We start from the raw sequence: 19,782 nt of genomic DNA on the forward strand, positions 1-19,782 counted from the left end.
GGATTGACGCCGGCTCAAACCGCGGGGGGTACTGCTATCGGCGCGACGCAATACCGGTTGAGAGCGCTACGCCGAGTCCGGTGATAATGGCCGCGGCAATCTCTGCGATGCCGATTTCCTCACCCAGCAGCATGCCGCCGCCGATCGTTGCCAGGACCGGCGTGATCGCGGTGAAGGCCGCTGCCTGTGTGCCGCCAAGCGCGCGAACAGCGAGACCATAGGCGACGGTCGCGGCAAGACCGGAAAGAACGCCCTGGCTCAACACCTGCAGCCCGATTTCGCCTAGTGGCGCGCTGGCGATCGACGTGCCGAAGACGATGGCCAGAGCGATATGTATCAGGAAGGACCAGACCGCGATGAGTGCGCTGGCCTGCACGGCAGTCAGGCCGGAGCGGTGGAAGGCATGTGTGTAGCTTGCCCAGAGAATTGCTCCCATCGGCAGCAGCACGAAGCCGCTCCACGGCAGGGTCGCGCCGGCAAGGCCGCGAACCAGCAGGATGGCGACGCCCGCGACGATTGCGGCCAGGCCGAACACGCGCATGACATCAGGCCGTTCCCGGAAGACAATGACGCCAATCAAAGCAGTTGCCAGCGGCATGGAGCCGCCGAGCAGAATGCCGGCCGCAGATGCCGGGGTGGAGTGAATGGCCGACGTGGTCAGCTGGAAGAATACGGCGCCCGCGCCAGCGACCATCGTAGCTAGCAGTCCAAGCGGCACACCCTTCGGCAGCAGTCCGGTCTTCAGCCAGACTGGTGCCAGAACGAGCGCCGGAATGCCGTAGCGAATCAGGCCGATGTCGATCGTCCCAAGCTGTGTCGCCACGCTGTGGCGGGTCGCCAGGATCCACGTCGCCCAGATCAGGACTGTGACAACGGCGCCCGCATATCCGACTGACGTCGAGGTGGGTTTTTCATTGGTGAAGGCAACGACGCTCATCGATCTCTCCTCTTGTGATCGTGCGGACTGCTGTCCGGTTGAGAGAACAGTAGGCGGAAACGGCGAGGCATGTCCTTGCTATTTGTGCCGTCAGAATACTAGTGTGAGCAACTATATGCCAAAAGACCAGGGAGATTTTTTCGATCATGCCAAATCTTGATAAATTCGATCTGGCGATATTGAAGTGCCTGCAGGAGGATGCGCGGGCGACGAACGTGGAGATTGCCGAAAAGGTCAACCTGTCGCCGTCGCCCTGCCTGCGTCGAATCCGCAACCTCGAAAAGACCGGTGTCATTCGCGGTTACCGCGCCGACATCGACCGCAAGGAAGTCGGTCTTGGCCTGACGGTTTTCGTCGAGCTCAAGGTCGCCCATCACAGCCGCGAGAATGCGCAGGCGCAGGAAGCGGCATTGCTCGCCATTCCCGAAGTGGTCTCGTGCTTCCTGATCTCAGGAACGGCGGACTTCCTGGCCGAGGTCGTGGTCGAGGACCTCACGGCCTATGAGCGGTTGCTGACAGACACGCTGCTGACCTTGCCGAATGTCAGTGACATCCGCTCGAACTTCGCCATTCGCAGCATGAAAACCCATGGAGCGTTGAAGCTGCCCGAGCCGAAATGAAGACGGGGCGGATCAGGCCCCGTTTCCTGCTTAGAGAAGCGTGCCGCTGAGGATCAGCAGCGCGACCGAGAAGTAGATTACCAGCCCGCTCACATCAACGAGCGTCGCGACGAACGGGGCGGAGGCGCTTGCCGGATCGAGCCGCAGCCTCTGCAGGATGAAGGGCAGCATGGAGCCCGCCAGCGAGCCAAAGGTGACGATACCGATCAGGGCGGCAAAGATCGTAGCACCGACCAGAACCCAGTGCTCGCCGTAGTCATATAGCCCGATGTTCTGCCAGAGCACGATGCGGGCGAAGCCGACCAGTCCGAGAATCGTACCAAGCACGATGCCGGTCGGCAGTTCGCGCAGCAGTACGCGCCACCAATCGGAAAGCTTCAGCTCGCCAAGCGCCAGCGCCCGAATGATCAGCGACGTCGCCTGCGAACCGCTGTTACCGCCGGAGCTCATGATTAGCGGCACGAACAGTGTCAGCACGATCGCCCTCTCCAACTCGCCTTCGAAATGCTGCATGGCGCTTGCCGTCAGCATTTCACCGAGGAAGAGGGCGCAGAGCCAGCCCGCACGCTTGCGGATCATGCCGGCAAAGCCGATCTTCATATAAGGCTTGCCGAGTGCTTCCATACCGCCGAACTTCTGGGCGTCTTCCGTCTGGTCGGCGATCATCGTGTCGATCACGTCATCGACCGTGACGATGCCGAGCATGTGGCCGTCCTCGCTGACGACGGGCAGGGCGAGCAGATTATGCTTGCGGATCAGCCGGGCGACATCTTCCTGCGTCATCAGCGGATCGGCACGCACAACCCCTTCCTTCTGCGCAACCGTCAGAACGGAATCACTGGGATCGCCTGTGATGAGACGGCGCAACGTGACGACGCTCGTCAGCTCGCGGCTGACGGCGTCAAGGACGTAAATGGCATAGACCGTCTCGCGCGAACGCTCGACCTTGCGCACATGCTCCAGCGTCTGTTCGACCGTCCAGGTGTCGGGCACGCTGACGAATTCCGTCGTCATGATGCTGCCGGCCGTGTGGGGCGGATAACCCATCAGATGCTGGACGGCGAGACAGGTCGTGCGATCCAGCCGTGAGAAGAGGTGGGCGCGGCCCCCCTCGTTCATCTCCTGAAAGAGGTCGGCAACGCGGTCGTTCGCTAAGGCATTAAGCAGCCGTGCGGCATGCTCGGTCGGCATGTCAGCAAGGATCGCGGCTGCGTGATGCAACTCGGGGCGTCCGAGAATGCGCACGGCCTTCTGTTGCGGCAGCGTAACCAGGATCGCTGCGGCTTCGGAAATTTCAAGTGCGTTCAGCTGCTCGACGCGCTCAGCCGTGGTGATCGGGCCGAGGTGGTCGCTGCTGAAGAAACGAGCAGCATGGCCCGCCCGCAGTGGGAAGCGATTGATGTTCATAGGCTCGCCTTTCCGTCGATCCGCCGTAGCGACCGACGGGCGAGCCCGACAGGAGTCAGGTCAGCACGAGGGCCGCGTACGGCAAAGGCAATCGACTGCTACTGTCGCTTGGCATCGTGATGATGGCTCCGTTGATATCCGCGGAAAACAGACGCGATCCGCGTAAGGTTGTAGGTGGTCTCAATTGGCAAAAAAGTCAAGCGCTTGAGGTGCTTGGTGCCAGAATGCCGCACCCTCGGCGCGGCATGCCGGATGTTTCAGCGGCATCAGCGGTTGTGGCGGTCGAGGCTTAGAGACGCTGCGAACACAAAGATGCCGATAAACGACAGGATCGCGCCGACATAGCCGGTGGCGGCGAAACCATAGCCCTTTGCGATGACCAGGCCACCGAGCCATGCGCCGAGCGCATTCGCGATGTTGAATGCGGAGTGGTGAGATGCCGCAGCGAGCGTCTGCGCATCCGCTGCGACATCCATCAGTCGGGTCTGGACAGCGGGACCAGCAGCAAAGCCGCAACCGATGCAGAACACGCAAAGCGCCAGCATGAAGGGATCGGTGGCCGTCATGGAGAACAGGCTCAGCACGACGATGTTGAATACAAGGCTGCCGCCGATCGTGCCCATCAGCGATTTGTCGGCAAGCCAGGAGCCGACGACATTGCCGACATTCATGCCGATGCCGAAGATGATGAGCATCACGGCGACCATGCTTTCCGGCAGCATCGCCACCTGCGTCGTCGTAGGCGCGATGTAGCTGAACATGGCAAACATCCCGCCGAAGCCGACAGATGCCGTAGCGAGGGTCAGCAGAACCTGCGGTCGCTTGAAGGCGCCGAGCTCTCGCTTGAAGCTTGCACCCTCGGCGACGCGGTCTCGCGGCACGTAGTACCAGATCAGCGCTACCGTCAGCAGGCCGATGATTCCAACGATCGTAAAGGCAAGCCGCCAGTTGAGAGACTGCCCGAACACAGTGGCGAGTGGCGTTCCCAGCAGTGTCGCGACCGTCAACCCGAGCATGACGCGACCGACGGCGCGAGCACGCTTGTGCGTGGGCACCATGGATGCGGCGACGATCGCGGCAACGCCGAAGTAGGCTCCGTGCGGCAGGCCTGTTACGAAACGCATCACCGTGAAGCTATCGAAGGTTGGGGCCATCGCGCTCAAGATGTTGCCGATCGCAAAGATGCCCATGACGAGCAGGAGCAATGAGCGTCGCGCCATTTTCGCAGCAAGAACCGCAATGACGGGGGCGCCCACAACGACACCAAGCGCATAGGCGCTGATCACATAGCCTGCCTGCGGCGTCGTCACGGAGAAGGCGTCGGCGACGTTAGGCAAAAGACCCATGATAGCGAATTCGCCGGTACCAATGCCAAAGCCGCCGCAGGCGAGCGCCAGTTGCACGAGCGCGATGGCCATCGGCGATGGGGCTTCGACCACAGAGCTCGTGTCAACGGAATCGTTTACGGCGACCTGGCTCAAGACGCGCTCCTTGGCATTCGATAGGCGACATACGGGGCGGGGCGCGATGCAGCCGTGACCGGTAGGCCGGAGATGAAGGGAGATGGGGACAAAGCTCCACTATCCCATCTATCAATGATAGACTCCTGTAGGTCGAGTGCGTTTTCTGCAGTGCAGCGTCCCCTGATATGCATACGTCCCTTGCAAATTTGCTGGCTCTATCTCCTCTCCCGCGGGGCCGCGCGGTGCGCCTCAGCTTGAAATCGCCGCTGCAGGAACCATCTCTAGCAGCGCCGGCAGGCTTTGCCTGTCGCCAAGGACTAACGGGAACCTGATGAAACTAATTGGCTTTTTCAATCGAGACGGTGGGACGTTTAGGACCACCGATATGGAAGCCTATGAAAGACGGGCCGAAGCAATCTTCAGAGAGGCTGGTCACGATTTCGATGCAATCGTCTTCTCCGGCAAGGAGATCGTGCCCGCCATGGAGCGCGCGGCGCGCCGCGACGACATCGATGGCATCGTTGCCGGCGGTGGTGACGGGACGATATCGGCAGCTGCGTCGATCGCCTGGAAGAATGGTGTCGCGCTCGGCGTCGTGCCGGCGGGCACAATGAACCTTTTCGCCCGTTCCTTGCGTGTTCCCCTCGATATATGGCAGGCGCTTGAGACACTTGCATTTGGCGAAGTCGATCACGTCGATATAGCCAGCGCCAACGGTCGACCGTTCATTCATCAGTTCTCGGCCGGGCTCCATGCGCGCATGGTACGCTATCGAGATTCTTACACGTATCGCTCGCGGTTCGGAAAGATGAGGGCAAGCTTACGGGCCGCCTGCGGCGTCATACTAAATCCGCCCGAGTTCGAGGTCGATTTTGAAGCCGGGGGCGTTCGCGAGCGCCGCCGGGTTTCCGCAATCTCGGTCTCAAACAACCCTTTCGGCCAGAACGCTTTGCTTTATGCCGACAGCCTTACCAGCGGTGAACTGGGCTTCTATACCGCCAAGCCGCTGAAGCCGCTCGGCGTCGCCCGCTTGGCGATTGATCTGCTGAGAGGCAAGGTGAGGGAAAATGCCGACGTGATGATCATGCATCCGGCCGAAGTTCACCTCCATTTCCCCAAGCTTCGTGCCAAGGCAAACTGCGTGATGGACGGCGAATTACTGCCGCTTGCGCGTGACGTGGCGCTGAAGCTGCATCCTGGCGAGTTGAAGGTGCTGGTGAAACAGGGGCTCGCCGCGCAGGTGGAGCAATCCGAGCGCCGCGAATCTGCAAACTAGAGGCGCGGCAGGTAGGTGCGGTAGTCGAAGTCCGAGACGGTGCGCAGGTAGGTGATGGCCTCTTTGCGTTTCGTGTCGCCGTAGAGCTTCTGGTAGCGCTCACCGAATATGTCGGCGATGAACGGCGAGACGCGGAAGGCGTCGACCGCCGTCAGAAAATCGTGGGTTAGTTGCGTCGTGTGTCGAGGCATATGCGACGGCGTCGTTTCCTCGCCGGGATCGAGTTCGGAATCGATGCCGAGCAACATGCCGCCCAGAATCGCGGCTAGCAGCAGATAGGGGTTGGCATCGGCGCCAGCCACACGGTGTTCGATGCGAGCAGCCGGGCCATTCAGATCCGGGATGCGGACAGCTGTGCCACGGTGACCGTATCCCCAGGTCAGGTCGACGGGCGCAAACGATCCAGGCTGGAAACGGCGATAGGAGTTAGCGAACGGTGCGAAGACGAGTTGCGCATCCCGCATGGTTTGAAGCAGCCCGGCACAGAGGGATTTCAGCCTCCGCGGGTCGTCGCCTTTGGCATCGAGAATATTCCTCCCATCCTTGTCGATGACGCTGGCATGCACATGAAGTCCAGAGCCGGCATGGTCCGAGTAGGGCTTCGCCATGCAGGTGGATTTCAGTCCGTGCTTACGCGCCGCCTGCTCCACAATACGCTTCAGATAGATGCAGTCGTCGGCCGCGGCGAGAGCATCGGGCCGGTGCAGCAAGTTGATCTCGAACTGCCCGGGACCGAACTCCGCCGTTGTCGCATCAGCCGGCAATCCCTGCGCCCTGGCATAGGCGCGCACGGTTTGCAGATAGTCGTCGAGCGCATCGACAGCGGTCATGTCGTAAAGCTGGAAGCCGTTCGGTTCGCCGCGATAGGTGAGATTGGTGGGTGGTGAAGGTCGGCCTGTCTCACGCCAATTCGGCTCGACGACATAGAATTCGAGTTCGGTAGCGACAACAGGCGTCAGGCCGCGTTCTTCATACCGCTTCAACACGGATGCAAGGATAGCGCGGGGGTCCATGAAGCTCGGCGTGCCGTCGAATTCATGCATTGTAGCAAGGACCTGCATCGAACCTTCGGGCGCCCATGGCATCGGCGCCAGGCTGCGCTTGTCCGGAATGCAATTGCCATCCGGATCGCCGACGGAAAGCGAGAGGCCGGTGATGTCGTCGTTGTCATCGCCCCAGACATCGAGCGATTGCGTCGAAGAGGGAAGGCGGACTTCCCCTGCCCAGATTTTCTTTTGGGCATCGAGCGGAATCTGCTTCCCGCGCAGATCACCGTTCATGCCGACGAGCAGGAGTTCGATGCGCGGGTTGCCGCCGGCTGCCGTGTCATGAATCTTGTCGTCTGCCATGATCTTGAAAATCCTTTCGGAGAAGGCCAAGGTCGTAACCTATTGGAAAGAGGCTTTCAATCTCCGAAGGTGATTTGCAAATCATGTCCGATACTTACACACGTTCCAACCTCGCTGCTATCGATGCGGCCCATCATCTGCATCCTTTCTCGGACATGGGGAAGCTGAATGCCGACGGTACTCGCATCATCCAACGCGGCGAGGGCGTCTACATCTGGGATAGCCACGGCAAGCGCTATCTGGATGGCTTCGCAGGGTTGTGGTGCGTCAATGTCGGTTATGGGCGGAAGGAGATTGCCGACGCCGTTGCCCGCCAGATGAACGAACTGCCCTATTACAACACCTTCTTCGGCACGACGACGACACCGACGACGTTGCTCGGCGAAAAGGTCACCTCCCACGCTGGACCGCACTTCAACCATGTTTTCTTCACGGGCTCGGGGTCCGAGGCGAACGACACGTGGTTCCGGATGGCACGGGTCTATTGGAGCGCGGTCGGCAAGCCTTCGAAGAAGATCGTCATCGCCCGTAAGAATGGCTATCACGGCTCAACGGTTGCCGGCGCCAGTCTCGGCGGCATGAAGTACATGCACGAGCAGGGCGACCTGCCGATACCGGGCATCGTGCATATCGGACAGCCTTACTGGTACGGTGAGGGCGGAGAATTGTCTCCGGCTGAGTTCGGCCTGGAAGTTGCACGGGAGTTGGAATCCAAGATCGATGAACTCGGCGAGGAGAATGTAGCGGCCTTCGTGGCTGAGCCGATCCAGGGTGCTGCGGGTGTCATCGTCCCGCCTGACACCTATTGGCCGGAGATCGCCCGGATCTGCAAGGCGCGCAACATCCTTTTGGTCTGCGATGAGGTGATCTGCGGTTTCGGACGCCTCGGGGAATGGTTCGGCCACCAGTACTACGGTGTCGAGCCTGATCTAGCGCCAATCGCCAAGGGACTTTCATCGGGCTACCTCCCGATTGGCGGCGTGCTCGTCGGCGACCGTATCGCTGACGTTTTGATCGGTGAGGTCGGGGATTTCAATCACGGCTTTACCTATTCCGGTCATCCGGTTTGTGCCACCGCGGCTCTGGAAAATCTCCGCATTATCGAGGACGAAATGCTGGTCGAGCGCGTTCGTCAGGACATAGGCCCTTACTTTGGCAAGGTCTGGAGCGCGCTTGGCGATCACGATCTCATCGGCGAGGCAGTAAATGTCGGCCTCATGGGCGCGCTGCAACTGACTGCCGACAAGGCAAGCCGCGCCCGTTTCCAGAAGCCGGATGCCGCTGGCGCCCTCGTGCGTAACCACGCGCTCGCAAACGGACTTGTTCTGCGCGCAACCGGGGACAGGATGCTGGCTTCACCGCCACTCGTCATCACGCATGACGAGGTGGATGAGATGGCGCGTATCACGAAGATCGCGCTTGATGCCGCATGGAAAGAACTGCGGAATTAGGCGGCGCGACGAGTTACCGCGGATAGATCCAGGCGTAACCGAAGAGACGCTGGTCTTCCGGTCGCGCGCGAATATACCCGACGCTCATGTGCTTCACCGCCACGTCCGAGTATTGGGGGCCAAGGTTTGTCTGCACCCATGCATCCAATTCCGGTTGCAAGGCCGCTTCCTCTTCGGAGGTGAGCCAGACGGCCAGGATTGGCTTCTCGGCCGTCCACTCGTAGTCGACCTCCAGATTGCCGAAAAACGTGCACAGCGTCGGGACGTCGGGCAGTTGCAGACGCAGGTTGCCGGATGCGAGCCAGCCATCGGTTAACACTAGCCCTGGGCGCTTACCTTCCTCGGCAAGAATCCTGCCGACGAATTCCTCGTAAGGCGCATTGTAGGCCTCAGGTCGGCCGAAAAGCGTCGGTACGTTCGCACGGACGAAAACCAGCGCCGGCACGACTATCATCACGGCAAGCGGCACGACAAGGAAGCGCTTCGCGAAATCGTCGGCTCGAATTCCGCGCGCCTGCATCTTCAGGCAGAACGCGATCGGCATCAGGAACAGGAAGGGTAGCACCCATCGGTCGCGCATGGAGGTTATGCCGATGGCGAAAACCAGCAACAAAACTTGCAGACCAATCGCCAGGAATAGGGTGTCGAAAAAGTGAGCCCAGACAGTCGTCGGACGCAAATTCAGGAGAAACTTCTTACCGAAGATGATCGCATAAACCGCGACGAGAGGCGCCATGATCACGAGGATCTGCCCGAGGAATTCGGTTGGACCCTTGATGAGCTTCGCCAATGAACCGCTCGGCGCTTCCTGCCCCATAGTATGCAGTGTGCGGGTTGCTGCGAGGCTAAGATTGTCGAGTAGCCAAAGGCCGTGTGGCAGAAAGATCAGAACCGCAATAGCCAGCGACAGCAGGAAGCGTCGGTCGAGCAGCCGCTTCAGGCCTTCCGGATGCAGGAGAACCGCTATAAGGGCTCCAGATACGACGAGCGTGAAGTTGTACTTCGTCAACATGCCGAGTCCGAGCGCGATACCGATCATCACATAGGAAAGCAGCGAAGGCGCCTTCAGCGTCTTGATGATGCTGTAAAGAAGCAGGTTGATCATCAGCATCTGGGCGACCGTATGGGTCAGGTCCCTTTGTGCTTGCCAGAAAATCTGCGGAATCGTGAACAGTGAAAGCGTCGCGATGGCGGCAAACAAGCGGTCGCCAAGAACCAGCTTTGCGAGCTTGTAGTAGCTTAGGAAAAGAAGAAACAGGACCAGGTTCTTGGCCGCGGCAATCGTTACGACCGACAATCCGAACACGGACACGACCACTGCCTGGACCCAATTGTAGAGTGGCGGCTGGGTGTCGTAGCCGGCCACAAGCCACTGTGAGAAGAAAGCTTGCTGGGATTCATCCACTCGCAGGCCGTTTGGGACCAGCAGACGGACGACGAAGCTGACAACGAAATATGCGGCCAGCAGAAGAACGACGGTGTCCGGCTTGCGGGTCAGCAGATTACGCATTCTCACTTCCGTCGAAGACCTGTCGGACGATGTAGTTCGGTGAGGCGTCGTCACGATAGTAGGTGCGAGCGATCATCTCGGCGAGAATGCCGGTCGTGATAAGTTGGACCGAGGAGAGCATGAAGACGACTCCGACCATCAGCATCGGGCGGGTGCCGATATCGTTGCCGAGGATGAATTTGTCGACGAACAGATACAGCATGATCAGCGCCGAGATTGCACCAAGGCCAAGGCCCAGAGAGCCGAAGAAGTGGCCTGGCCGTGCCTTGTAGCGCATGAAGAACATGACCGAGAGCAGGTCGAGGATAACGCGGAACGTGCGCGAGATGCCGTACTTGGACTGTCCGTGCTGACGGGCATGGTGGGTCACGACCATCTCGCCGATGCGCGAGCTCGGCACGACGCCAGCGACCCAGGCGGGGATGAAGCGATGCATTTCGCCCATCAGCTTCACCTGCTTGATGATCGAGGCACGGTAGATCTTCAGGCTGCAGCCGTAGTCGTGCAATTTCACGCCGGTAATACGTCCGATCAGGTAGTTGGCGCACCAGGACGGGATCTTGCGCAGCAGCAGACCATCCTGACGGTTCTTGCGCCAGCCAACCAGAAGATCGAGCTGGCGGCGCTCGAGTTCGGCAACCATCGACGGAATGTCCTTCGGGTCGTTCTGAAGGTCGCCGTCCATGGTGGCGATCAACCGCCCTGTGGCGGCGTCGATGCCTGCCTGCATAGCGGCGGTCTGGCCGAAGTTGCGCTGCAATTCGACGATCCGCAGGACAAGCCCCTCGCGGCCGATATGCTTGCGGGCATTTGCTAGCGTCGCATCCGTGCTGCCATCGTCCACCAGGATAAGCTCCCAGCGGTCGGGATAATTTGCCATGGCCAAGCAGATACGATCGATAAGGGGGCCGACGCTCTCTTCTTCGTTGAAGACAGGCACAACCAACGACAATTCGACCGGCCGCATCGCTTCCACGAGGCCTTGACGCGAGTCTACCGTTGTCTGCACGTTTGATTTCTCCTACAAGGCGCACGGCCGCAGGCGGCTTTCGCCGCGATAGTCAGGAAAGCCTACTATATGAAGTTTCCGGTTGTAGCCAGCCGACAATCCTGGTTTATCCGCAATCGGATGACGCTGCTCACGGTGACAGTCGTGGCGGCTTATGCGCTTTTCATCCAGTGGTTCTGGGGCTGGCCGGTCATTCTCGGTCAATGGGCAGAAGTGGGCGCAATCCCGGTTGTCAGCGCCCTGATTTTGCTCACCAGCACCTACTTCCTCAGGACCTGGCGCATCTACGATTATTTCCCGCGGGAGACGGCCGGTCGCTTCAAGGTGCTTTTCCGCGTTACGCAGATTCACAACCTTCTGAACATCATGCTCCCGTTTCGAACGGGCGAGACGAGCTTTCCGGTCTTGATGCGTACCGAGTTCGGTATCCCGCTGGCGCGTGGTACCTCCGCGCTCTTGGTCATGCGTTTGCTCGATCTGCACGCCTTGCTGGCTGCCGCCGGCATAGGCTTTGCAATCGCGTCACCGCACCAGATCATCGCATGGCTTGTTTGGACCATTTTCCTGGCGCTTCCAGTAGCTGCTTTCGCATTCAGGCAACCGTTGTTGCGGCTTTCGAGTCGGCTGCTGCCAATCAAGGCGCAGAAGCTCGTGGTCGAAATCGAGAGGGGACTTCCAGTGGATGCCGCGGCCTTCACCCGTGCCTGGGCGATGACCGTCATCAACTGGCTCGTCAAGGTGCTGGTCCTTGCTTGGGCTCTAAACCTCATGGGTGTTTTGCCGATGGCCGCAAGCTTCGGCGGGGCATTGGGCGGCGAACTCTCTTCAGTGCTCCCGGTGCACGCTCCGGGTGGCGTCGGAACTTATCCTGCCGGGATAACCGCCGGCGCCATCGCCCTCGGGGCGTCCAGTGAAAAGACCGCCCTCGCTGCCTTGGCGCAGGCAAGCATCAATGCGCATCTGCTGATCATCGTCTCGGCCCTGACAGGGACGGCAATATCACTGCCGCTCGGTCGCAGCCGAAAGCTCTGAGATTCGCTTCTTCAGGAATGCCCGCTCGGGCGTCTGCTGACATAGCCTCAGGGCTGCCTCGTATGCAGCAACTGCATCCGCCTTCAGTCCCAGTTGCCTTAGAAAATCGGCACGAGCCGAATGCGCCAGGTGGTAGCTCTCCAGCTCACCTGCCTGCAGGATCGCGTCAACGAGTTGCAGACCTCTTTCGGCTCCCTCCACCATGGCCACTGCGACTGCCCTGTTGAGTTCGGCAATCGGCGACGGCTGAGCCGACAGCAAAAGATCGTAGTAGCTGACGATGCGCCGCCAGTCCGTCTTCTCAGGCGTTTCGGCCCGCGCGTGCTCTGCGGCGATGGCTGCCTGCAGCGTGTAGACGCCAACCTCGCCATTCCGCATCGCTCCCTCGAGGCGTGCGAGACCCTCGCGAATCTTCTCTCGGTCCCAAAGCTTGCGATCCTGATCGGCCAGAAGAATGAGAGTTCCCTCCGAGCCTCGCCTGGCGGCGCGGCGCGAATCCTGGAGAAGGAGAAGAGCAAGCAATCCCGAAACGTCGGGATGCGGCAGGAGGCGCACCAGTAACCGTGTCAGGCGGATGGCCTCTGAGGTCAGGTCGGCCCGGACGACTTCGTTGCCGGACGATGCGGAATACCCCTCGTTGAAAACCAGATAGATGACATGCAGCACCCGGTCGAGCCGCTCGGGCAATTCGTCGCGCTCGGGGACTTCGTAAGGAATTTTCGCCGTGCGAATCTTGTTCTTCGCCCGCACGATACGCTGTGCCACGGTGGGGGCGGGGACGAGAAACGCGTGTGCGATCTCTTCGGTCGTCAGTCCGCATATTTCCCTGAGAGCCATCGCCATTTGCGCCTCAGCCGGTATGACTGGATGGCAGCACGTGAAGATCAGGCGGAGCATGTCGTCTTCGATAAGGTCCATGTTGCCGATCTCCGTTTCGTCGAAAGATCCGTACAGACTCTCCTCGATATCTTTTACAGACATATCGAAACGGGACCGGCGCCTGATATGGTCGATCGCGCGAAACCGTCCGGCGGAAACAAGCCAGCCGAAGGGGTTTGCCGGAATCCCATCGCGAGGCCATGCGCGCGCAGCGGCCGCGAACGCGTCGTGCAAGGCCTCCTCGGCCCTGTCGAAGTCGCCAAGGAGACGGATGAGCGTCGCTAGCACGCGGCGAGACTGCGATCGGTAGATATCCTCGATCAGACGTTCCAAGGTCTACTCCGGCAATGTCAACAACCGCACGGGGCGGACTTCCACGGCACCAATTCGTGCGCAGGGAATTCCAGCGGCGATTGCGGTGGCCTCATCCATATCCGAGGCATCGATAACATAGACGCCAGCTAGATGCTCCTTCGTTTCGACGTAAGGACCGTCCGTCATGTTGATCTCGTTCGTACGCACCCGCAATACGACCGCCTTGTCGGGCGTTTCGAGAGCATCGGCATGGATCAGGGCACCGCGATCGCGCAGGTCTTCATCAAAGCTGAAATGGGCGCGAACGACGGCCTCGGTTTCGTCCGCCGTCTGGCGGCCGTCGATGTCAGCCGAATTGTAGATTAGGCAAACATAGCGCATGACATCACCTTCTGTCTTTGATGGAATAGCCGGGGCGAATCTCGATCGAGGCATACTTCAGTATCGGGAGCGTCGAGGCGATCGCCTTGGCTTCCTCCATATCCGCGGCTTCGATCAGCACGAAGCCGCCGAGGTGTTCCTTGATTTCGGCAAAGGGGCCGTCGGTTGCCGTTGTGACGCCTTGCTTCAGACGCAGGGTTACTGCCGTCTCGGGCGCGCGTAGGGCAAGCGCGGCCTGCATGACGCCGCGGTCGCGCCAATCGTCATCGCTTGCGATGCACTCTTGCGTCAGCGCATCCCACTCTTCCTGCGGTACGAGCTTGCTCTTCTCGGTATCGAACCAGATCTGGCAGAGATATTTCATGACGTCTCCCTCAATTGTGGACCGAAATATCGTGGATCGGCCGAACCTCTATTGATCCCAGCTTTGCGAGTGGGATGCCGGCCGCAACGCGAATGGCATCGTTCAGATCCTTCGCGTCGATCAGAATGAAGCCGCCGAGCTGTTCTTTCGTTTCCGCGTAAGGTCCGTCAGTCACAGACATCTCGTCGTTGCGGACGCGGACAGTTACGGCATTCTTCGGTGACTGCAGCGCGTGCGCGGTAAGCATATGCCCGCTGGCGACTAGATCGTCGTCATAGGCAAGGGACACCCTGTCGAGGTTCCTCTTCTCCTCATCGGTCATGGCCTCAAGCGTCGCGGGCTCGAACCATACCTGGCAGAGATACTTCATCGTTCGTTCTCCCTGGCTGTCACAATCACTGGACGATCAGCCTAGGACGATTTCGACAGGAAGCGAAAAAAACTTTCTGCGGAAGTCAGGTCGAAACGTGCAAACCGGCTTCGACCAAGTGTCGTCAACAATGTGGAGTGACGACGATGGTTCTCTTCGAGATTGTGCTGGCGAACTGCATCCGCGCAGGTCGCCAACAGAGCAGGCCACATCATCGGACCGATACGGAATTACTGATGACGAAGGCCGTGATCACCCGGTTTGCCGCGGCCGCAGCCTTTCTGGCGGCTACTACCCTCGTGCTTGATACTGCCGGTGAGCGTTATGAGCGTCAGCTTGACACCAATGCGGTTGCCGCCACACGCCAGTAACGAAACAGCCTATTGAAAGGCCGTTTCGAAGAAGCTTCTGAGCTTGCGCGAATGCAGCGCTTCGGGCGGCATTGCGGCAAGCTTCTGGATCGCACGGATGCCGATCTGCAAATGCTGGTTGACCTGTGTCCGATAGAACGCGGTGGCCATACCCGGCAGCTTCAGTTCGCCGTGCAGCGGTTTGTCCGATACGCAAAGCAGGGTGCCGTAGGGCACGCGGAAGCGGAAGCCGTTCGCAGCAATCGTCGCGGATTCCATATCGAGCGCGATAGCGCGAGCCTGGGACAGACGCTTCACGGGGCCGCGCTGGTCGCGCAACTCCCAGTTCCGATTGTCGATCGTGCCGACGGTTCCGGTGCGCATGATGCGCTTCAGTTCAAAGCCCTCGTAACCCGTGATTTCTGCAACGGCGCCCTCGAGCGCGACCTGCACTTCCGCCAGCGCCGGAATCGGCACCCAGACGGGCAGATCGTCGTCCAGGACATGGTCTTCGCGCATATAGGCGTGTGCCAGCACGTAGTCGCCCAGGTGCTGGCTGTTGCGCAGGCCCGCGCAGTGGCCGAGCATCAGCCAAGCATGCGGGCGAAGCACTGCCACGTGGTCGGTGATCGTCTTGGCGTTGGATGGGCCGACGCCGATGTTGATCATGGTGATGCCGGCATGCCCCTTCTTTTTCAGATGGTAGGCAGGCATCTGTGGCAGGCGTGAAAGCGTAACGTCGGTCTCGGGCTGATTGGAACCCGCATGCGTGACGATGTTGCCCGGTTCGACGAAAGCCGTGTAGCCGTCGCCCCCCTCCGCCATCAGCTTCCGTGCCCACGCGCAGAACTCGTCGATGTAGAACTGGTAGTTCGTGAACAGCACGAAATTCTGGAAGTGCTGGGCGCTGGTCGCGGTGTAGTGCGAAAGGCGGGCAAGCGAATAGTCGATGCGCTGCGCCGTAAAGGCCGCAAGCGGCGAAGGTTCCCCCGGCGGCGGAATGTATTCGCCGTTGGCGATTTCGTCGTCCGTCGTGTTCAGGTCCGGCGTGTCGAACAAATCGCGCATCGGAATGTCCATGAAGGCCGCCGCGGATGCCTCGACATGCGCGCCCTCTCCGAAAGCAAAGTGCAGCGGAATTGGCGTTGTCGATTCAGAGACGATGACGGGCACGTTGTGATTTTTCATCAGCAGGCCAAGCTGCTGCTTCAGATAGTGCCGGAAGAGCTGTGGTCGCGTGATCGTCGTCGTGTAGATTCCGGGCGCGGTGACATGGCCATAGGACAGTCGGGTATCGATGTGGCCGTAACTGGTCGTCTCGATGCTGACCTGCGGATAGTAGGCGCGATAGCGCGATGTTATCGGCGCGCCTTTGGCGAGCTTGGCAAAGCTTTCGATCAGGAAGGTAGTGTTGCGCTCGTAGAGTTCAGTCAGCACGTCGACAGCGTTGACCGGGTCGTCGAACGTTTGCGGAATGAAAGGAGAGGGGGACGAAATGTCCAGGGGGGAAGAGATTCGTTTGCTCATGCGCCATTATAGGGTGTTGTTTTTAACAAGCAAACGACGCGGCGGAGGAGATTGCATGGATTTCTCTGCGGCGCCGCTCGGCGCCGCAGAGGGGCGGTATTAGCGGATTGTTCTGCAGAACGGGCTGCTTGTGTCGACGCAGGTATAGTTGGCTCCGAAGTGAGACTGCACACCGCCGCCCGCATTGCGGTTGACGACCGCCGAAAAGCTGACGGCGAAGACCGCCGCAAACAGCGTGATGATGGTGAAGCGTCTTGCCAAAATGAGCATATCCATGACTTTGCCCCGGTATCGCCTTAGCGTTGAGACAGTTTTGCCACGTTGTGGCTGAACCGGTGCTGAGATCACAATTCATCAGGCGTTCAGGAAATCGGGCGCTTGAAGCGTGGTCGAGGCTGCTTATGTCAGGAGTCCCGCAATGGAGACTTTCATGACCGCACCGATTGAACTTTATTATTGGCCGACGCCGAATGGCTGGAAAATCAGCATCATGCTCGAGGAGCTCGGCGTTCCCTACGAGGTCAAGTACGTCAATATCGGCCGAGGAGAGCAATTCGCCCCTGAATTCCTGAAGATCGCGCCAAACAACCGCATGCCGGCGATTATCGATCCCGATGGCCCGGGCGGAGAGCCGATCTCCGTTTTCGAATCGGGCGCTATCCTCCAATATCTCGGTCGCAAGTTCGGGAAATTCTATTCGGCAGACGAGCGTATACGCGTCCAGATCGAGGAGTGGCTTTTCTGGCAGGTGGGCGGATTGGGTCCGATGGCTGGGCAGGCGCATCACTTCCGCGGCTATGCGCCAGAGAAGATCGAGTACGGCATCAATCGCTATACCAACGAAGTGAACCGCCTATACGGGGTCATGAATAAACGGCTAGCCGAGCGCGAATATCTCGCCGGCGAGTATTCGATCGCCGACATGGCGAGCATCGGTTGGGTAATCCCCTACGAAAGGCAGGGGCAGGATCTCAACGAGTTTCCCAATCTCAAGCGCTGGTTCGACGCAGTGACGGCGCGTCCAGCAGTCATCCGCGGTACGGCGATCGGCAAGGAGGAGCGCGAGCGCAGCAATCTCGCCGATGACAAGGAAGCGCAAAAGATCCTTTTCAATCAGCGCGCTCGCTGACAACGGATAAGACAAAGCGCCCGGCTAGTCCGGGCGCTGCTTCTTGATGTTTGTCCTTTTATAGGCGGGTCCAGGTCTGCGATTTGCAGAGCACGTTGAGGACGCACCCTTTCATCTTCAGCGAATTTCCGAGAACGTTGCCCGATCCGCTATAGGTCTTGTCATTGGCCGGATCCGTGATCTGGCCGGTATAAGTGACGCCGCTTCCCGCGAACGTTCCAATCTTCTTGCCGGCGTACTTGCCGGACTTGAGTACGATGCAGTAGCTGCCGCCACAGGATGCAATGTGGGCGGTATCGCCCGAAGCCGTCTTCCAATTACCGACGATCGGTTCGTCTGCGAGTGCTGCTCCGGCGGCAAACACCACTGCGCCAGCGAGAATAAGTGTGCGGATCATTCGTTCCTCCCTAATGTCCCGGCGGGAAAGTATATGACGCGAACGTAAACGTAAATGCGTTTCTGCCGCTAAAAACGAGTGTTTTTGGTGACCGCAAGGCGGTGAAATCTTCCGTTTCAGCTATTTGAAGCTGATTTCGTGGTGAACGGAAGGTTAATTTTCAGATCTGAATATTCCGTAAAATTGTGTCGAAAATCCTTAATCGGCAGGGAATCCGATGTTTAACAAAAATCCAATTTTACCAAGCATTTGCACTTTGTTTGTCTCAAATTAATCATGCATTTTAGGCGTTTTTTGAAGGCGCGTTGGCATAGTGGAGCCATCAAACGAGCGGGGCAAACTCGCCGAACCGAAGGGTATCAAAGCCGCGATAGACGGCGGGCCCCGAAGGTAAAACAGGGTAAGTCGACAACAGGCTAAACAGGGACAAAACCGATGGCACGCTTTGAAATGCACAATGCTGAAATGGCCACCATGGGTGGCGAGAACAACGCCGACATCTTCTGCGAAATGGGTCTGATGTATGCGACCGGCCGCGGCTGTGCCGTGGATCTGGTCGCCGCTCACAAGTGGTTGAACATCGCGGCGATCAAAGGCAACGACCGCGCCGCCGAGCTTCGCGCTGATGTCGCTGCGGGCATGGACAAGATGCAGATCGTAGAGGCACTACGGGCTGCTCGCGAATGGATGACGGTCCACTAAGGACCGTTCCCCGCCAACGCGGGGCGCGAAACCAATAACAACCTCAAAAGAGAGGGGCTGGCGGGCTTTAGACAAGGCCTATGCCACGAACAGTAACCGTGACCGGCAGGAACAAGGCCGGCACGGTTCTTTGCGTTAGCCCAGCGTCTTGAGCACTTGCGGTAGTGCTTCCTCGAAAAGCGCCATGTCGGCATCCGGTCCGACACTGACGCGAATGCAGCGGTTGAGCGGAGCAACACCTGGCATGCGAATGAATACGCCGTGCTGCATCAGGCCGTCGACGATCGCACGGGCATAGGTGCCGTCGCGTCCGGCGTCGATCGCAACGAAATTTGTTGCAGAGGCAAGCGGAAGCAGGTTGTTGGCCTTGGCGATACCAGCGATCCGGTCGCGGGCACGGTGAATATTTCCCACCACCTCGGCGAGATATTCCTGATCCCTGAGCGCCGCAAGCGCTGCGGCCGTCGCCAGCCGGTTCATACCGAAATGATTGCGAATCTTGTCGAACGCGCGGGCGGTGCCGGGTGTCGAAATCACGTAGCCGACCCTCGCGCCGGCCAGACCATAGGCCTTCGAGAAGGTGCGTGTGCGCACGATGTTGGGTAGATCGATGAGCGCGTCGATCGAAGGCAGAGATCCGGCCGGACCGGTTTCGCTGTAGGCCTCGTCGAGGATCAGCATCGTGGTTTCCGGTAGTGTGCGAGCAAAGGCGACGATGCTTTCTGCATCCCACCAGCTTCCCATCGGATTGTCCGGATTGGCGAAATAGACCAGAGGCGCGCTCTCGCGCTTGACGGCTTCCAGAAGGCCGTTGAGATCTTCGCGATCCCTGGCATAGGGCACGGTGACGAGCCGTCCGCCGAAGCCCGCAACGTGGAAATTGAAGGTCGGATAGCCACCGAGCGACGTCACGACAGGCGCCCCCGGCTCGACAACGAGGCGTACGATCTGGCCGAGCAGTTCGTCGATGCCGCCACCTATCGCGATGGTGTCGATTCCGACGCCAAGATAGTTGGCAAGTGCCTCCCTAAGCGCATAGTTTTCCGGGTCGTTGTACTTCCAGATATCGCCAGCTTGATCGCGCATGGCCGCAAGCACCGACGGGGCAGGGCCGAAGCCATTCTCGTTGGCCCCGATGCGCGCCTTGACCTGAAGACCGCGCTGGCGCTCGATCGCTTCTGGGCCGACGAAAGGAACAGTGGAGGGAAGGGCGCTAGCAAGCGGCGTGAAGCGCGAGAAGGCGGACATGCTGGAGCGATTTCCTGAGTGATGTGAAAAATCGAACCGACAATAGGACCTGCGGCTGCCAAGGCA

General features: G+C 59.6%; 21 protein-coding genes. 7 read left to right on the forward strand and 14 right to left on the reverse strand.

Annotation, left to right across the window (positions count from 1 at the left end; all coding sequences use genetic code 11):
• Positions 1–34 precede the first annotated feature (34 nt).
• A complete protein-coding gene (locus ATY79_RS16815) occupies positions 35–937 on the reverse strand; it encodes a DMT family transporter (RefSeq protein WP_088704475.1) in 903 nt (300 codons plus the stop codon).
• 146 nt (positions 938–1,083) lie between these two features.
• Between ATY79_RS16815 and ATY79_RS16820 the strand changes: the two genes are divergently transcribed.
• A complete protein-coding gene (locus tag ATY79_RS16820) occupies positions 1,084–1,557 on the forward strand; it encodes an Lrp/AsnC family transcriptional regulator (RefSeq protein WP_088693566.1) in 474 nt (157 codons plus the stop codon).
• A gap of 30 nt (positions 1,558–1,587) precedes the next feature.
• On the opposite strand, the gene mgtE is transcribed toward ATY79_RS16820, so the two are convergent.
• Both mgtE and ATY79_RS16830 read right to left on the reverse strand, forming a co-directional pair.
• Positions 1,588–2,964 (reverse strand): magnesium transporter, encoded by a 1,377-nt coding sequence (gene mgtE, locus ATY79_RS16825; protein WP_088704476.1) that lies wholly within the window; start codon positions 2,962–2,964, stop codon positions 1,588–1,590.
• 266 nt (positions 2,965–3,230) lie between these two features.
• A complete protein-coding gene (locus ATY79_RS16830) occupies positions 3,231–4,445 on the reverse strand; it encodes an MFS transporter (RefSeq protein ID WP_088704477.1) in 1,215 nt (404 codons plus the stop codon).
• Between the two features lie 313 nt (positions 4,446–4,758).
• Here ATY79_RS16830 and ATY79_RS16835 point away from each other — a divergent pair, with 313 nt between their 5' ends.
• A complete protein-coding gene (locus ATY79_RS16835; protein ID WP_088693569.1) occupies positions 4,759–5,703 on the forward strand; it encodes a diacylglycerol kinase family protein in 945 nt (314 codons plus the stop codon).
• Here ATY79_RS16835 and ATY79_RS16840 read toward each other — a convergent pair.
• The gene (locus ATY79_RS16840; protein WP_088704494.1) at positions 5,700–7,052 is read right to left on the reverse strand and encodes a glutamine synthetase family protein; all 1,353 of its coding nucleotides are present in this window, start codon (positions 7,050–7,052) and stop codon (positions 5,700–5,702) included. The two genes, ATY79_RS16835 and ATY79_RS16840, sit on opposite strands and share 4 nt — an antisense overlap.
• A gap of 83 nt (positions 7,053–7,135) precedes the next feature.
• On the opposite strand from ATY79_RS16840, the gene ATY79_RS16845 reads away from it, so the two are divergent.
• Complete coding sequence (locus ATY79_RS16845; protein ID WP_088704478.1) at positions 7,136–8,503, forward strand: aspartate aminotransferase family protein; 1,368 nt, start codon at positions 7,136–7,138, stop codon at positions 8,501–8,503.
• Between the two features lie 13 nt (positions 8,504–8,516).
• Here the strand turns inward: ATY79_RS16845 and ATY79_RS16850 are convergent, their stop codons facing one another.
• A complete protein-coding gene (locus tag ATY79_RS16850) occupies positions 8,517–10,013 on the reverse strand; it encodes a glycosyltransferase family 39 protein (RefSeq protein WP_088704479.1) in 1,497 nt (498 codons plus the stop codon).
• Complete coding sequence (locus ATY79_RS16855) at positions 10,006–11,022, reverse strand: glycosyltransferase family 2 protein (RefSeq protein WP_088704480.1); 1,017 nt, start codon at positions 11,020–11,022, stop codon at positions 10,006–10,008. Before ATY79_RS16855 ends, ATY79_RS16850 begins: the two co-directional genes overlap by 8 nt.
• 69 nt (positions 11,023–11,091) lie before the next feature.
• Here ATY79_RS16855 and ATY79_RS16860 point away from each other — a divergent pair, with 69 nt between their 5' ends.
• Positions 11,092–12,054: a lysylphosphatidylglycerol synthase domain-containing protein gene (locus ATY79_RS16860; protein ID WP_088693573.1), complete on the forward strand. Its 963-nt coding sequence runs from the start codon at positions 11,092–11,094 to the stop codon at positions 12,052–12,054.
• Here ATY79_RS16860 and ATY79_RS16865 read toward each other — a convergent pair.
• Genes ATY79_RS16865 through ATY79_RS16880 form a run of 4 tightly spaced genes read right to left on the reverse strand, consistent with a single transcriptional unit; the run spans position 12,022 to position 14,363 of the window.
• Entirely contained in the window at positions 12,022–13,266 is a 1,245-nt protein-coding gene (locus tag ATY79_RS16865) for an RNA polymerase sigma factor (protein ID WP_088704481.1), read from the reverse strand. The genes ATY79_RS16860 and ATY79_RS16865 overlap by 33 nt on opposite strands.
• Positions 13,267–13,269: 3 nt before the next feature.
• Positions 13,270–13,629, reverse strand: coding sequence for a YciI family protein (locus tag ATY79_RS16870; protein WP_088704482.1), 360 nt, complete (start codon positions 13,627–13,629; stop codon positions 13,270–13,272).
• Between the two features lie 4 nt (positions 13,630–13,633).
• Complete coding sequence (locus ATY79_RS16875) at positions 13,634–13,993, reverse strand: YciI family protein (protein WP_088704483.1); 360 nt, start codon at positions 13,991–13,993, stop codon at positions 13,634–13,636.
• 10 nt (positions 13,994–14,003) lie between these two features.
• Positions 14,004–14,363, reverse strand: coding sequence for a YciI family protein (locus ATY79_RS16880; RefSeq protein ID WP_088704484.1), 360 nt, complete (start codon positions 14,361–14,363; stop codon positions 14,004–14,006).
• Between the two features lie 236 nt (positions 14,364–14,599).
• Here ATY79_RS16880 and ATY79_RS31910 point away from each other — a divergent pair, with 236 nt between their 5' ends.
• Positions 14,600–14,734, forward strand: a complete 135-nt coding sequence (locus ATY79_RS31910; protein ID WP_280950891.1) for a hypothetical protein — start codon at positions 14,600–14,602, stop codon at positions 14,732–14,734.
• Between the two features lie 9 nt (positions 14,735–14,743).
• Here the strand turns inward: ATY79_RS31910 and amn are convergent, their stop codons facing one another.
• Both amn and ATY79_RS30905 read right to left on the reverse strand, forming a co-directional pair.
• Entirely contained in the window at positions 14,744–16,240 is a 1,497-nt protein-coding gene (gene amn / locus ATY79_RS16890) for an AMP nucleosidase (RefSeq protein WP_088704486.1), read from the reverse strand.
• Between the two features lie 99 nt (positions 16,241–16,339).
• Complete coding sequence (locus ATY79_RS30905) at positions 16,340–16,516, reverse strand: hypothetical protein (RefSeq protein WP_189637183.1); 177 nt, start codon at positions 16,514–16,516, stop codon at positions 16,340–16,342.
• A 154-nt stretch (positions 16,517–16,670) separates the two neighbouring features.
• On the opposite strand from ATY79_RS30905, the gene ATY79_RS16895 reads away from it, so the two are divergent.
• The gene (locus ATY79_RS16895) at positions 16,671–17,369 is read left to right on the forward strand and encodes a glutathione S-transferase N-terminal domain-containing protein (RefSeq protein WP_088693597.1); all 699 of its coding nucleotides are present in this window, start codon (positions 16,671–16,673) and stop codon (positions 17,367–17,369) included.
• 58 nt (positions 17,370–17,427) lie between these two features.
• Here the strand turns inward: ATY79_RS16895 and ATY79_RS16900 are convergent, their stop codons facing one another.
• On the reverse strand, positions 17,428–17,766 hold the full coding sequence (locus ATY79_RS16900; RefSeq protein WP_088693580.1) for a DUF2147 domain-containing protein: 339 nt from the start codon (positions 17,764–17,766) through the stop codon (positions 17,428–17,430).
• Between the two features lie 435 nt (positions 17,767–18,201).
• On the opposite strand from ATY79_RS16900, the gene ATY79_RS16905 reads away from it, so the two are divergent.
• Positions 18,202–18,468 carry a sel1 repeat family protein gene (locus ATY79_RS16905; RefSeq protein ID WP_088693581.1) on the forward strand — a complete coding sequence of 89 codons (267 nt, stop codon included), beginning with the start codon at positions 18,202–18,204 and terminating at the stop codon, positions 18,466–18,468.
• A gap of 135 nt (positions 18,469–18,603) precedes the next feature.
• Here the strand turns inward: ATY79_RS16905 and ATY79_RS16910 are convergent, their stop codons facing one another.
• Positions 18,604–19,716 (reverse strand): pyridoxal phosphate-dependent aminotransferase, encoded by a 1,113-nt coding sequence (locus tag ATY79_RS16910; protein ID WP_088693582.1) that lies wholly within the window; start codon positions 19,714–19,716, stop codon positions 18,604–18,606.
• Positions 19,717–19,782: the final 66 nt, after the last annotated feature.

Source organism: Rhizobium sp. R693 (genome assembly GCF_002211315.1).
In the GTDB taxonomy this organism is placed as follows: domain Bacteria; phylum Pseudomonadota; class Alphaproteobacteria; order Rhizobiales; family Rhizobiaceae; genus Rhizobium.

What these genes read in the sequence shown, in the direction of transcription:
- ATY79_RS16815 (WP_088704475.1), bottom strand. Translation starts at nt 937, where the DNA reads ATGAGCGTCGTTGCCTTCACCAATGAAAAACCCACCTCGACGTCAGTC.
- ATY79_RS16820 (WP_088693566.1), top strand. Translation starts at nt 1,084, where the DNA reads ATGCCAAATCTTGATAAATTCGATCTGGCGATATTGAAGTGCCTGCAG.
- mgtE (WP_088704476.1), bottom strand. Translation starts at nt 2,964, where the DNA reads ATGAACATCAATCGCTTCCCACTGCGGGCGGGCCATGCTGCTCGTTTC.
- ATY79_RS16835 (WP_088693569.1), top strand. Translation starts at nt 4,759, where the DNA reads ATGAAACTAATTGGCTTTTTCAATCGAGACGGTGGGACGTTTAGGACC.
- ATY79_RS16840 (WP_088704494.1), bottom strand. Translation starts at nt 7,052, where the DNA reads ATGGCAGACGACAAGATTCATGACACGGCAGCCGGCGGCAACCCGCGC.
- ATY79_RS16845 (WP_088704478.1), top strand. Translation starts at nt 7,136, where the DNA reads ATGTCCGATACTTACACACGTTCCAACCTCGCTGCTATCGATGCGGCC.
- ATY79_RS16850 (WP_088704479.1), bottom strand. Translation starts at nt 10,013, where the DNA reads ATGCGTAATCTGCTGACCCGCAAGCCGGACACCGTCGTTCTTCTGCTG.
- ATY79_RS16860 (WP_088693573.1), top strand. Translation starts at nt 11,092, where the DNA reads ATGAAGTTTCCGGTTGTAGCCAGCCGACAATCCTGGTTTATCCGCAAT.
- ATY79_RS16870 (WP_088704482.1), bottom strand. Translation starts at nt 13,629, where the DNA reads ATGCGCTATGTTTGCCTAATCTACAATTCGGCTGACATCGACGGCCGC.
- ATY79_RS16875 (WP_088704483.1), bottom strand. Translation starts at nt 13,993, where the DNA reads ATGAAATATCTCTGCCAGATCTGGTTCGATACCGAGAAGAGCAAGCTC.
- ATY79_RS16880 (WP_088704484.1), bottom strand. Translation starts at nt 14,363, where the DNA reads ATGAAGTATCTCTGCCAGGTATGGTTCGAGCCCGCGACGCTTGAGGCC.
- ATY79_RS31910 (WP_280950891.1), top strand. Translation starts at nt 14,600, where the DNA reads ATGACGAAGGCCGTGATCACCCGGTTTGCCGCGGCCGCAGCCTTTCTG.
- amn (WP_088704486.1), bottom strand. Translation starts at nt 16,240, where the DNA reads ATGAGCAAACGAATCTCTTCCCCCCTGGACATTTCGTCCCCCTCTCCT.
- ATY79_RS30905 (WP_189637183.1), bottom strand. Translation starts at nt 16,516, where the DNA reads ATGGATATGCTCATTTTGGCAAGACGCTTCACCATCATCACGCTGTTT.
- ATY79_RS16895 (WP_088693597.1), top strand. Translation starts at nt 16,671, where the DNA reads ATGACCGCACCGATTGAACTTTATTATTGGCCGACGCCGAATGGCTGG.
- ATY79_RS16900 (WP_088693580.1), bottom strand. Translation starts at nt 17,766, where the DNA reads ATGATCCGCACACTTATTCTCGCTGGCGCAGTGGTGTTTGCCGCCGGA.
- ATY79_RS16905 (WP_088693581.1), top strand. Translation starts at nt 18,202, where the DNA reads ATGGCACGCTTTGAAATGCACAATGCTGAAATGGCCACCATGGGTGGC.
- ATY79_RS16910 (WP_088693582.1), bottom strand. Translation starts at nt 19,716, where the DNA reads ATGTCCGCCTTCTCGCGCTTCACGCCGCTTGCTAGCGCCCTTCCCTCC.